Source organism: Candidatus Anstonellales archaeon, assembly GCA_038869735.1.
In the GTDB taxonomy this organism is placed as follows: Archaea; Micrarchaeota; Micrarchaeia; order Anstonellales; family CG1-02-47-40; genus JAWCQO01.
This window is the reverse complement of the sequence record JAWCQO010000006.1, coordinates 21021-33459: the sequence shown is the minus strand read 5'-3', so window position 1 is coordinate 33459 and position 12439 is coordinate 21021. Positions and strand designations below refer to the sequence as shown.

Here is a 12439-nt window from a genome sequence, read left to right as displayed (position 1 = left end):
TATACCTTTAAGAAAGATTTTGGTAAAATTACTTAAATTTCTAGACGGAAGAAGCTAAGTTTAAAGTTTAATCTGCCGATTTAGGTTATCTATTTCCTTTAGGGCTGAACCAACATAGTCTGCAGCATTTTCCTTTGCATAGGCATAGCTTATGGATGATGAAGCGTTTATAAGGCAGATTGAAGTTCTCTCTCGGTAATGTTTTTTCAGAATCTGCATTGTCTTTTTTAAGTCTCCCCTCTGAGCGCCTATGCCAGGAATTAAGAGTGGGAGTTTTGGTTTTCGCAGCGTTGAAGCTATTTTTTCAAGTTCGAGTGGAGCTGTTGCGCCTACGACGAGCCCAAGCAGCCCTCTGGAAGCATCGAGCTCTTGAACTTTTCGCGCAACGTGAAGGTAGAGGGGTAGATTGGCAGATTTTAGGGACTGAAATTCACGTGCAGAATCGTTTGATGTTCTGCAAAGAACATACGAAAAGTTTGTTTTGTATAACAAAAATGGTTTTATTGTATCGCTTCCAAGATAAGGAGAGACAGTAGTGGCATCTGCGCCCCAAAACAAAAAAACCTCTTTGGCGTATGCCTCTGAGGTTTTTCCTATATCTGAGCGCTTTGCATCAAGAATTACTGGATAGGTTTTTTTGTAGGAGTCTATAATCCGCTTTAAGGCCCTTAAGCCATCAAAGCCGTATTGAGCAAAAAATGCATAGTTTGGCTTTATGGCGCAGACGCGCGGATTTGAGTCTAGGATTGAAGAATAGAATGAAAAGATTTTTTCTTCTATATTTTCTTTTTTTAGTGGTATCTTTTCAATAATAGGATCAATACCCATACAAACGATAGATGCGTGAGAAGCTGAGGAGGCCGATATCCGTTCAAGATATTTTTTTAGTGCCACAAACCTGGAATTTGCGGTTTGTGATTTATATATTTTGGCTGTCTGGTTGCTTTGATAGGTGGTTAAACCCCTATGCAAAATTAAAGTCCATATGTTGATTTGTAATCTAAAAAGCGCTGGTATTCAGAATTTGATATTTTTCCTGATTCTTTTAAGTACTCAAAAGCTTCTTCTGCGGTGATTATTGAATAGACTTTTGTTCTGTATTTCTGCTCAAATTCGCGTATTGCATTTTTTCCGTCGTTGGTTTTCTCTTGCCGGTCGAAAGCTATAAAAACGCCGCTGAGGGTTATCCTTGCTTCTCTATTTAACTTTGCGATGACCTCTTCCTTAGCTTTTCCTGTTGTAAAAACGTCATCTACGAGCAGTACTTTTGCCCAGTCATATAGAAGTGCACCGACAAGAAGCTCCGAAGAGCTTTGCCTTTGCTGCCCGCTCCAGTATGAAAGATTTGGGTTTGAGGAGGGAGTTGCATCTCCATATGTCTTTGCTTCTTTTCTATCAAAGCACCACTTCTTATCCAACCCAAATTTTTGATATAGTGCAGAACACACAGAAACGGCAAGAGGGATTCCCTTGTATGATGGTCCGAAAACTATATCAAAGTCATCAGAGATTGAAGAATGAATTGCGTCGGCATAAAACTCTGCAAGCTTAACTGTAGATGAGGCTGAGTAGAATGCTGAGGTAGAAAAAAAGTAAGGTGAAACCCGACCAGATTTCAAAGTAAAACTTCCAAATTTTAAGGCTTGGGAGTTTAGCAGAAAATCTACAAATGCTTTTTTGTATTCTTCCAGAGGACCACCCACATCATATTAATTGCAGGTGAATTTTAAAGTATTTGGCATAGAAAGATTAGATGTGGCACTTGAAGATTTTTTTAAAAAATATTTTCTTGACCCTATCAACTATCATGAGGGGTACAATCAGATAAATACCCTGGCTTATGCGCTCTTGGCTCTTTTTTTGATTTACTTAATTTATATGGGCCTACAACGTTTTAGGATTAAGGTTGATAGGGAATTCTCCCTTGCAGTTCTATCCTTCATTCTTTTTGGCTCGGCGTTGAGGGTCGTGTCAGATTCGGTTGATACTGGCACAATGAAGAGTTATATAAATGCAAGCCCAACAGCTCTGATTTCAGGCGTCTATTCTGTTATCCTTTCCTTGCATCTTTATGATTATCGCTACGTTTCTGGACCATTGGACATAATCATTGCGCTTCATTCTCCAGGAATTTACTTTGTTGTTGGGGGGTTGTTTCTTATAACTCTTCTTGCGTGCAGACTTTGCAGAAAGCCTCAAGTTGCAAAATATGTTGGTTTTGTACTCTTCATCTGGCATTTTCTTTTGCTTGCGCCGATGATAAAATACTATATTTATGGAGTTCTTGCTCTGATTCTTGCCCTTATCGCTTCCTATGTGATGTTTTTGAAATTACGGTACAGCGCTCTTTTTGTAGATGAGTTTCTAGCTTATCTCTCCATTGGCGCGCATGCACTTGATGGTGCTGCGACATTTGTTGCAATGGACCTTTTTAATAAATTTGAACCTGCTTGCCTAAACTTTGGCAGGTGCTATTTTGAACAGCATGTAGTTTCAAAATTTATTGGTGAGGCTTTTTCATTTACTGGCTTTGGATTCTTCTTTTATTTTTTGGCAAAGGCACTGCTTGCAAGCGCTGCTGTTTATTTTTTGTCAAGAGAGATTAAGAACGATGAAGAGTTAAGGTATATTCTGCTTTTTATGATTCTCTTTGGACTTGCGCCCGGCTTCAGGGATATTTTAAGAATGATGACTGGAAGCTAATTTGGATGAAATATCTGCCGGAGTTAATGAAAAGATGATTTTAGAAGAACTAAAAGCGGTGGTGATGGAATGTTGTATCTGGTTGGTCTGGGGCTTGGAGGATATGAAGGACTGACTCTTGAGGGAATAGAGGCGCTCAAGCGATGCGATAAAGTTTTTTTGGAAGCTTACACTGATATGATAGGGAGGGATACATGTGCAAAGGTGGAGAAGATTATAAAAAAGAAAATAAGGATTCTTTGCAGGAAAGAAGTTGAAGATGAAAGAATCATTCTTGAAGAAGCAGATAAAAAGGACGTAGCACTTATTGTTGGAGGAGACCCATTGATTGCAACAACACACGTTTCTCTCTTGATTGCTGCCAAAAAGAGAGGAATTGAAACAAGCGTTGTACATGCTTCAAGCATAATCACGGCTGCAGTAGGGGAATCGGGTTTGCAGGTTTCGAGGTTTGGAAGACTGGTGAGCATACCAAAATGGACTGGAAACTACCGCCCAACTTCGCCATATGATTTTATTTCAGAGAATTTGGCACGGAATCTTCATACCCTTGTTCTCCTGGATTTAGATGAAAGTGGAGAGCACCTAACACCAAAAGAAGCTTTGTTAGAACTTCTTGAGATGGAAAAAGAAAAAAGGCGCGGTGTAATAACCGACCAGACAAAAGTACTTTTGCTTTCGAACATTGGAAGACAGAACAAAAGGCTAATATTTGCCTCAGTTTCTGCTCTCGTTAATGGAAATGAGCAAGATGGGCTTCCATCAGCTTTGATTATTCCTGCTTCTCTGCATTTTTTAGAGGAGGAGTTTTTACGTAACTTTTTTGAACCATGGTTTGTAGAGTAATGTATTTTAAGCAGGAAATACAAAAGTTAGGTTATGCCGGCAGAAAAGACCATAATGAAAGAAAAGAAAGACGAAGCAGAGCTTGTGCGGGAGCAAGCGTGGAAGACTATAAGAAACCTGAAAATCTCCAAGGTTTGATTTTTGGATATACCAATCTTGGATAATGACATGTGCGGTGGGGAAGGACTCTAATAGCTGTCTGCAAAGTCTTTAGCTTCTTTAGCTAATTTTTGGTTGAAAAATTGAAGTGATTTGCAAAGAGATGTACGAGGACTTGAGCTGAATGCATCAGATAAAAATTTATCTTATGAGTAAAATGCGAAATGGTATTTTAGAGCCTTTTAAGTTCAAGTGTGTTCTGAGAATGACTGCTTGACCAGAAGAGCATAGACAGAGATAGGGACCAGAGATGAGCAGATATAGGTAATGGGGGTTATATCTCTTATTGAAAAGATATATACCAATTACGCTTTTATTTGTAGGTTTGCTCATTTATGTTATGATTAAAGTTGATTTGCACACCCATTCGAATAATTCTCCCGATGGAACGTGTAGCATAAAAGAATTGGCTATCTCTGCTGGCAAAAGGGGGCTTGATGCAATAGGTGTCTCTGACCACAACTACCTCTCTTCAGGAAGAAAAAAAATAGGCTCTGTACTTATTATTTACGGGCAAGAAGTATCGACACTGCAGGGACATGTATTGGTTTATGGTGTTAAGAAGCAGTTTCAAGCTGGCATTGATGCAAGGAGATTAGTCAGAGAGGTGAGAGGGCTTGGGGGGATTACGATTGCTGCACACCCGTACGCACTAAGGCAAGATAGCGTAGGTGACCTTGCTGATGAATTCGGATTTGACGCAATAGAAAGGTTCAACGGCAGAAATTTTGTTAACAACATACGAAATATAATAAAAAATAGGCATGGGGTTGGAGGTAGTGATGCGCATTGTGCTGCAGAAGTAGGAAATGCTTACACTGTCCTAAACTGTGATTTGGACGAGGAGAGTATAATAAAATCCATAAAAACGCAGGATTATCGAGCAGTGTGGAGCACGAAGCCATCAAGCATTCCTCTCAGGTATGCCATGCGCCTGCGTAGGTTTGTAAAATTGGAGTGATGAGATGAAAGTAAGGGAAGCTGTTGTTGTATCCAACCCACGAAAAAAGGAGGCAACAAGAATAAGAAAAGAGGTAGAACGCTTTTTGAGTGAGCTTGGAGTAAGAATTGTCAATAAAAAAAAGGCAGACATGCTTGTGACTGTCTCAGGCGATGGTACCATATTGTACAACAAAGACAGGTTTGATGCTCCTATATTTGGAATTGGGTCAGAGAAGAGTTTTATCTGTCAGGCTAGGGCAGAAAACTGGAAAGATGCACTCAAACAGGCAGTTTATTCTGGTCGGATAGAAGAAAGGATGATGCTTTCATCTCGTCTTGATGATAAGAGGATGAAAGACGCCCTAAATGAAGTGGTGGTTAGGAATAGGGCACATAGAATTTTAGAGCTGAAGTTGGTTGCTGGAAAGAAGGAGTTTGAATTTCGTGCTGATGGGGTGATTTTTTCAACTCCGACCGGCTCAAGCGCATATGCTTATTCTTGCGGTGGTATAGAGCTTGAGAAAACCGCGATGGAGTATGAAGTCGTTGCGATTGCACCTTTTAGGAGAGCGTTTACTCCGCTTATAGTAAGCGAAAACGATGTTTGCACTCTTGAAATAAGGTCTGAATGCGATGCTCACGCGGTCATTGATGGCCAGTTTGTCTATAGACTAAAAAGAAAAAGTCGGGTAGAGGTATGGAAAAGTAAGCGAAAGGCTCGGTTGTTTTCGATTGGTTGAGATAGACGTTTGACGAACTAGAATACGATAAATTTAAAATATGGTGCGTGCACAAGACTTAGTTGTTTTTATGGAAAAACTAAAAACAACTATTGCAGGCGAGATTGCTCTTTCAGAAACTCCCGGCGGTACGATGAAAAAGTGGCGGGAGATATTTGGAATAACACAAGTCGAGCTTGGAGAAACTCTTGGAATACGCCCCTCAACGATTTCTGATTATGAGGGAAACAGAAGAAAGTCGCCGGGCACTGCAATCATAAAACGGTTTGTGGATGCTCTCATAAGGATTGATAAGGAAAGGGGTAGCCCAGTTGCCTCAAAGCTTGTGGATAAAAAGGGGAGAGAAGAAGAGTTTTACGAACTTCATGAGTTTTCAACTGGAGTGTCGGCAAGTGAATTTGCAACAAAGATTAAAGGTGAGATTGTGGCAGCAAAGGAGGCTGCTGCTTCAAAGAAGATTTATGGCTACACCATCCTTGACTCAATAAAAGTGATATTAGAAATGCCCTATACTGAATTTCCAAAGCTTTATGGCCGGATGAGCGAGCGGGCATTCATCTTTAAGGAGGTGTCGACCGGTCGGAGCCCAATGGTAGTAATACGAGTGAGCAGTATGAAGCCGTCAGTTGTGGTGTTGCACGAACTTGAGACTGTGGACAAGCTCGCAATAAAGATTGCGGAGCGAGAACAGATACCGCTAATAACAACTGATATGGGAATAAATAAGATAAAGGAGAGACTTGGAAAACTCTAAACTTAAAGCTTAAACTTACTTATGCAATTATAAGGTTGGTCTTATGGTCGGAATAGTCGGATGGGGGGCATACGTTCCAAGATACCGCATAAGGGTTGATGAAATTGCTTCTGTATGGGGAGAAGAAGGGTGGAGGGTAAGAAGCGGACTTGGTGTTGAGGAAAAGGCTGTACCTGGAACAGATGAGGACGCAGCAACAATGGCTGTAGAAGCTAGCAGAATTGCCCTATCCCGCGCAGGAATTTCTGCAACCGAGATCGGGTCAGTTTATGTTGGAAGCGAATCGCACCCTTATGCTGTCAAACCAACAGCAACAGTAGTTGCTCAGGCTATTGGAGCGCCAAATGCAGTTATGTGTGCAGATTTGGAATTTGCTTGCAAGGCTGGTACTGCAGGAATACAGTGCTGTATGGGACTTGTGAAATCAAGAATGATTAGATATGGTCTTGCTATTGGAACTGATACTGCACAGGGAAGGCCCGGAGATGCACTTGAGTATACTGCTGCTTCTGGCGCAGCTGCATATATTATTGGGGATAAGAAGGAAGAGGTTGTTGCGGAGATAGAGGAAACGGTATCATTTACAACCGATACGCCTGACTTTTGGAGGCGACAACATGCTGAATTTCCACAACATGGGGGAAGATTTACAGGTACACCTGCATATTTTAGACATGTCATAAGTGCTACGCAGATGCTTTTTGAAAAAACCGGTACGCTTGCGAAGGATTATGATTATGTTATCTTCCATCAACCAAATGGAAAATTTCCGCGAGAAGCTGCGCGAAAGCTTGGGATTGAGGAAAAGAAATTAGAAGTAGGGCTCCTTTCTCCAAAAATCGGAAACACTTATTCGGCAGCGTCACTTATGGGACTTGCAAATGTACTGGACCGGGCAAAGCCAAGCGAAACTATTCTTCTTACTTCATTTGGTTCTGGAGCTGGAAGCGACGCGTTTTCAATTAGAGTTACAGAGAGGATAGAAGAAGCAAGGAAAAGAGGTTGCCCGCTTTCAAAATTTTTAGAAAGCGTAGAATACATAAGCTACGGGAAATACGTGAAGCATAGAAGGAAGCTTAAGGGGATATAAAAACTTGCTAGAAGCATAGGAGACTGAGAGCAAAGGGAAGATAAAAAAAGAGGAATAATTATGAGAGAAGTTGCTGTAGTCGGAGTTGGAATGAGCAAATTTGGAGAGGAATGGGGACGGAGTTTTAGGGAACTTATAATAGAAGCAGGAAGAAGAGCACTTGAAGATGCAAACGTAAGAGGAGAGGAGATAGACGGGATTTATGTAGGGACAATGGCAGCTGGCACTCTTGTTGGACAGGAACATGTTGGAGCTCTTATTGCTGATTTTATGGGATTAACGCCTATTTCCTCGACTCGGGTTGAGGCAGCTTGCGCTTCAGGTGGCGTTGCGTTTAGACAAGGATATATGGCAGTAGCATCCGGTATGCATGATTGTGTGGTGGTTGGAGGGGCAGAAAAAATGACGGACGTGCCACAAGAGGCAGTATCAAATATTTTGGGTGGGGCAGGTGATCAGGAATGGGAGCTGTTCATGGGAGCCACTTTTCCAAGTCTTTATGCCCTTATGGCAAGAAGGCATATGCATGAGTACGGGACAACTGAGGAGGAAATGGCTTCAGTAGCAGTAAAAAACCACTACAATGCAGCAAGGAACCCCTATGCGCAATTCCAAAAGGAGATAGATATCCAGACGGTTTTATCATCAAAAGTTGTTGCTTCGCCGCTAAAGGTTTTTGATTGTTCCCCAATTACGGATGGAGCAGCGGCAGTTGTGCTAATGCCTCTTGAAAAAGCACGAAGGTACGCCGAAACGCCGATACGTGTGCTTGCTTCTGCGCAAGCTTCCGACACGATTGCCCTCCATTCAAGAAAAAGCCTGACAGAAATAAGAGCAACTAAAATAGCGGCCAAGAAAGCCTTTGAACAGGCAAAGCTGTCTCCAAAAGATATAGATGTGGCTGAGGTACATGATTGCTTTACAATCGCTGAAATAGCGGCAATAGAGGATATTGGATTCTTCAAAAAAGGTGAGGGAGGAAAGGCAAGTGCTGAAGGTAAAACTGCGCTAAATGGAGAGATTCCTGTAAATACTTCTGGGGGTTTGAAAGGATGTGGACACCCTGTTGGGGCCACTGGAGTAAAGCAGGTTGTTGAGGTTGTGTGGCAGTTGAGAGGTCAGGCTGGAGGAAGGCAGGTAAAAGATGCAAAAATAGGAATGACACACAATGTAGGCGGAAGTGGGGCTACTGCTGTTGTACACATATTTGGAAAGGAGGTATAAGATGGAGGAAGCGATTGCCCTTGGATGGAGGAGGATTCCCGAAAGATATTGCCTAATTGGGAATTTTTGCGAAAATTGCTCTGAAAATTTTTTTCCACCACGGAAGATTTGCCCTAACTGCAGAAGGAGAGGTAAGCTAAAAGAAAAGAGATATTCCGGCAAAGGCAGAATTTATACCTACACTAAAGTGTGCATCGCTCCTGAAGGTTTCGAGTTGGACGCACCCTATATTCTAGCCATAGTGGAACTTGATGAAGGACCAAAACTGACTGCACAGATAGTAGACTGTAACGAAGAAGAAGTAAAGATTGGCTTACCCGTAGAGATGGTATTTAGAAAAATTTATGAGGAAGGAGAGGAGGGCATAATACATTACGGATTTAAGTTTAGGTTAATAAAAAGTTAGCGGGGCTTGCTGACCCACTTTTCAAATTTTTTGTCTGACAGTACCTCGGACGCATAGAAAGCCGGTAGCTCGTATGGATGATTACTAATTAACTCTTTCTTGACAAGAGAGTAATTTTTCTTAGCAGTTTTTAGTTCCAGCACCCATTCTTTTTCATTGTGCATTTTTCCTTTCCACATATAAAGCGATTCGATTGCATATATGTTTGCGCATGCAACAAGTCTTTTGCGGATAAGGCTCAACGCGGCTTTTTTTGCATGTGTTTTTGAGGGGTACGTAGAGAAAACCAGAAGCATAGAAAGGAGTGAATGATAAGGAAGATTAAATACTTTGCCCTTTATTTACTTCATTCTATCTAATAAGGGTTGATGTTTTTTGTTTGTTTATTTTGTTTTCTTAACGTGATTTTATTTAGATTTATTTATATTTATTTTTTTATTTATAATTGATTTATTTATATTTTAGAGTAAGAAGAAATGATACGGAAGGAAGTGGTGGAAATAGGAAAAGTAAAGGTTGAGGTAGGGCCCATGGTCTAGTGGTTAAGACGTCACCCTTACACGGTGAATATCCCCAGTTCGAAGCAAAATCTCCTTGCGGAGTTTTGACGAAAATCTGGGTGGGCCCACATTGCTGAAAATAAGTTTTTTAAAAGTTTGGATGAGGGAGGAAGAATTAAAAACATCTAAAACGACAAGGACTGAGTTTTTGCAAGGCAGAGATTGATGTTTGGAAGAATTGGGGTGATTCGACTATGAAACTGAGGATGGTTGTTTTTGTGTTCCTTGCTTTTTTATTTTCTTTCTCAATTTTTGCCCAGTATTATGGAGGGGGGAATGTGCAGCCGGCAGCCGCCCCTTATAGAATAGAGAGGGGCGATTATGCAGTTAAGCTGATTATACTTAATGAATCGGACGTAGCGACAGACAGAACAAACAAAACCATTAGAGATGCGCCTGTTTTTCCAAAACCCCTTCCATCTGTGAATGCTACAATAAACAGAATGGATGGGACAAGCAGAAGTGTCTCCAATATTGGAGCGCTGATAAAAAGGTGCGAAGATGGTGTGGTTAATGAGGAGATGGTGAAAAAGATAATGATGTATGAAAAGGAGTACTTAGAAGCTATAGGCAAAAATGATGAGAAGACAGCGAGAGAGATTAATCAAAAAGTAGTTGAACTCAAAAAGGAGATAGTAAAAAGAAAGGAGATGTGCCTTGCAGCGAAAATTAAGGAAAATGAAAGGGGGGAGGAACCCGGTAGACCCGGTAGTATAGTATCTGAGGTGGCAAGGGAAAGTGGAAGCGGAGAGAAGGTTTCTGATGTAGCCAGAAGAATTGGAGTTGGGTACTGCGCAGAACTTGAGGCGTGGCAGAAAAAGAGAATGGTTTATGAAGATATGCTTGCAAGTGAAGACAAAATGCGGGAGGCGGATCTTAACAAGGAAAAAGTTATAGAAATACTAGAGAAATTGGATGAGGGAATGGATAAGCTTAAAGAGAAATGTGAGCTTCAAAAGGAGAAAGTTGCTGAGATTGGCGGTAGCGAGGAATATGAACCAATAAAGCCAGTAGCTCCAGATAGCGGTAAAGAGATAGTGAGCTATTACAAAAATAAAATTGCGTCTGTAATTACTAAGGAGAATAGCAATTTGGATGAGCAGATAAAGTCTCTCCGCAGCCTTAGAAGTGAGATAGACAAACTTATTGAAGAGCTTCTTGAAAGAAAAAAGAAAATAGAAGCCTCTGAAGTTGGAGAAATAGTTGAGGAAATTGAAATCTCACCAAAGGTACTAAAGGCAGGAAAAGTTGAAGTTAAGGCAGAGGGAAAGGTGGTTGAAGCAAATGTCAGCAAAAAGAGCAAAGTTGAGATAAAACCTGTATCTGATAAAGTTTTAGTCAGCGATAGAGGAGTGGAGGCTGAAGTTCAAAAAATAGTTCTTTCCCAGAATGCCATAAAGGTTGGGGAGGGAGAAGTAAAGGTTTCGCCCTTTGAAGTAGCAAACAAACTTGGAATTAGTCCAAAGAAAATAAGAATAGTTGAGGATGAGAAGAAAGCAGCCTATGTCGTTGATGCAGAGAAAGACGGAAAGCTTTTGGGATTGATTCCGATAAAAGTTAGTCGCACATTTGTGGTTGATGCAAACACCAGCGATATCTTAAAGGAAGAGAAACCTTGGTGGAGCGCACTTGTAGTTGAAGAAAAGAAGTAAGAATAAAATAGCCCCAATCGGATTCGAACCGATGTTTTCGGGTTTCTCCACAGGCTTTATTCCAGAGCCCGACGTACTTGGTCTCCGAAGTAGTAGGATTTGACCACTATACGATGGGGCTATTTGAAGATAATATTCTTGGAGAGCTTTAAATATGGAACTGGTGTGGAGAGGTACAAGATGGGTTTATGAGTTAAACTTTAGTAGGATGGATAGGGATAGATAAAGAGAAAAATTTATAAAATATATAATAAAATTATCCTTGGTGATGATAATGGCTGTTGAATATGGCGAGCTTTATTTGAGGCTTGCGAATTCAGGAGTAGATTTTGTAACAAATATTGTTGAGGGGGTAGTTGCAGCGCTTCTCGTCCTCATTATACTCTCAATCGGATATATAGTTGCGCGCGCACTTGTCTTTGTACTTAAAAAAGCTCTTTTGCAGATTAAGTTTGAGAAGTTTCTTGCAATGCATGGGATTCATGATGCCTTGTTTGGCTTTACAGCAACATCCTTGTTATCTCTCCTGCTTGGACTTGCGGTTATGGTTGCATTTCTTGGAATTGCAGCTGACGTCGCTGGTGTTCCAACACTCGTGGCCATTGCTGATTGGGCTGGAGGATATATTTACTCCTTTACGCAAGGAGTAGTTGTGCTTGCAGTTGCGCTTATTGCAGCTGATTATGTTACGGACAACCTGACCAGAGCAAAGCATGTCCCTTTTTTGAACCTTCTTGGTGTAGGCATTAAAGTGTTTATAGCTTACAATGCTTTGGTGATGGCGTTGCCACTTCTGATACCGGATGTTTCAGTTGAGCTTCTTACAACTTCTTTCCAGCTTGCGATAGGTGCAATTGCCCTTGCAGTTGGTCTTGGGGGAGCAATCGCAATAGGACTTGGCTTTAAGGATGCAGTGGCAGAGATTGCAAAAAAGAAAAAGTCAAAGTTTGAACACTGGCTTTAATAAGTGTCTATATAACTAAATAGAGAAAAGGGTTAGAGGAAAGGGAATGGGAGGTAACCGTCCTTTTCCCTCAATTCATTTTTTAAATACTATAAAGCATATATCCTATTTCTAAAATCTGAAAAGAAAGAAAAGAAGCGGCGGAGGGAGGAGGTAGAAAGCAATGACTGAAAAAAGGCCATTTGATGTGCTTAATAGTGCTCTTCAAAACACAGTTGTTGTTGGGCTCAAAGGAGGAAAAGAATTTCGAGGTATTATGGTAGCATATGACGTCCATATGAACATTGTACTTGAGAAGGGAGAAGAACTTGAAAACGGCAATGTAAAGAGGGGTGTTGGAACAATTCTTCTCCGTGGAGATACGGTTGTTTATATAATGCCTTCAAAATAACACGTAGA

The 12439-nt window shown here is 41.0% G+C and carries 14 protein-coding genes and 2 tRNA genes; 12 read left to right on the top strand and 4 right to left on the bottom strand.

All coding sequences use genetic code 11. The features are described from left to right. Positions 1-60: 60 nt before the first annotated feature. The gene (gene pyrF / locus QXF67_03240) at positions 61-894 is read right to left on the bottom strand and encodes an orotidine-5'-phosphate decarboxylase (GenBank protein MEM3060518.1); all 834 of its coding nucleotides are present in this window, start codon (positions 892-894) and stop codon (positions 61-63) included. Positions 895-974: 80 nt separating this feature from the next. After that, on the bottom strand, positions 975-1703 hold the full coding sequence (locus tag QXF67_03235) for an orotate phosphoribosyltransferase (GenBank protein ID MEM3060517.1): 729 nt from the start codon (positions 1701-1703) through the stop codon (positions 975-977). A 52-nt stretch (positions 1704-1755) separates the two neighbouring features. On the opposite strand from QXF67_03235, the gene QXF67_03230 reads away from it, so the two are divergent. From QXF67_03230 to QXF67_03195, 8 genes are all read left to right on the top strand, one after another. Beyond that, a complete protein-coding gene (locus tag QXF67_03230) occupies positions 1756-2703 on the top strand; it encodes a DUF63 family protein (GenBank protein ID MEM3060516.1) in 948 nt (315 codons plus the stop codon). Positions 2704-2772: 69 nt separating this feature from the next. Beyond that, positions 2773-3549 carry a diphthine synthase gene (gene dph5 / locus QXF67_03225; GenBank protein MEM3060515.1) on the top strand — a complete coding sequence of 259 codons (777 nt, stop codon included), beginning with the start codon at positions 2773-2775 and terminating at the stop codon, positions 3547-3549. Between the two features lie 499 nt (positions 3550-4048). After that, positions 4049-4669, top strand: a complete 621-nt coding sequence (locus QXF67_03220; GenBank protein ID MEM3060514.1) for a PHP domain-containing protein — start codon at positions 4049-4051, stop codon at positions 4667-4669. 4 nt (positions 4670-4673) lie between these two features. After that, complete coding sequence (locus tag QXF67_03215) at positions 4674-5390, top strand: NAD(+)/NADH kinase (GenBank protein ID MEM3060513.1); 717 nt, start codon at positions 4674-4676, stop codon at positions 5388-5390. Positions 5391-5460: 70 nt separating this feature from the next. Then, positions 5461-6144, top strand: a complete 684-nt coding sequence (locus QXF67_03210; GenBank protein ID MEM3060512.1) for a helix-turn-helix domain-containing protein — start codon at positions 5461-5463, stop codon at positions 6142-6144. A 43-nt stretch (positions 6145-6187) separates the two neighbouring features. Next, entirely contained in the window at positions 6188-7234 is a 1047-nt protein-coding gene (locus QXF67_03205) for a hydroxymethylglutaryl-CoA synthase (GenBank protein MEM3060511.1), read from the top strand. 60 nt (positions 7235-7294) lie between these two features. Further along, positions 7295-8458, top strand: a complete 1164-nt coding sequence (locus QXF67_03200; protein MEM3060510.1) for a thiolase domain-containing protein — start codon at positions 7295-7297, stop codon at positions 8456-8458. Between the two features lies 1 nt (position 8459). Next, positions 8460-8864, top strand: a complete 405-nt coding sequence (locus tag QXF67_03195) for a Zn-ribbon domain-containing OB-fold protein (GenBank protein MEM3060509.1) — start codon at positions 8460-8462, stop codon at positions 8862-8864. Here the strand turns inward: QXF67_03195 and cutA are convergent. Beyond that, positions 8861-9160, bottom strand: a complete 300-nt coding sequence (gene cutA, locus QXF67_03190) for a divalent-cation tolerance protein CutA (GenBank protein ID MEM3060508.1) — start codon at positions 9158-9160, stop codon at positions 8861-8863. The genes QXF67_03195 and cutA overlap by 4 nt on opposite strands. 228 nt (positions 9161-9388) lie before the next feature. Here cutA and QXF67_03185 point away from each other — a divergent pair. Together QXF67_03185 and QXF67_03180 are read left to right on the top strand one after the other, a co-directional pair. Further along, positions 9389-9492, top strand: a tRNA-Val gene (locus tag QXF67_03185). A 126-nt stretch (positions 9493-9618) separates the two neighbouring features. Further along, on the top strand, positions 9619-11076 hold the full coding sequence (locus QXF67_03180) for a hypothetical protein (GenBank protein ID MEM3060507.1): 1458 nt from the start codon (positions 9619-9621) through the stop codon (positions 11074-11076). 8 nt (positions 11077-11084) lie between these two features. Here QXF67_03180 and QXF67_03175 read toward each other — a convergent pair. Then, a tRNA-Gln gene (locus tag QXF67_03175) sits at positions 11085-11197 on the bottom strand. A gap of 153 nt (positions 11198-11350) precedes the next feature. Between QXF67_03175 and QXF67_03170 the strand changes: the two genes are divergently transcribed. Next, complete coding sequence (locus QXF67_03170) at positions 11351-12040, top strand: hypothetical protein (protein ID MEM3060506.1); 690 nt, start codon at positions 11351-11353, stop codon at positions 12038-12040. 163 nt (positions 12041-12203) lie between these two features. Then, positions 12204-12431, top strand: a complete 228-nt coding sequence (locus QXF67_03165; protein MEM3060505.1) for an LSM domain-containing protein — start codon at positions 12204-12206, stop codon at positions 12429-12431. Positions 12432-12439: the final 8 nt, after the last annotated feature.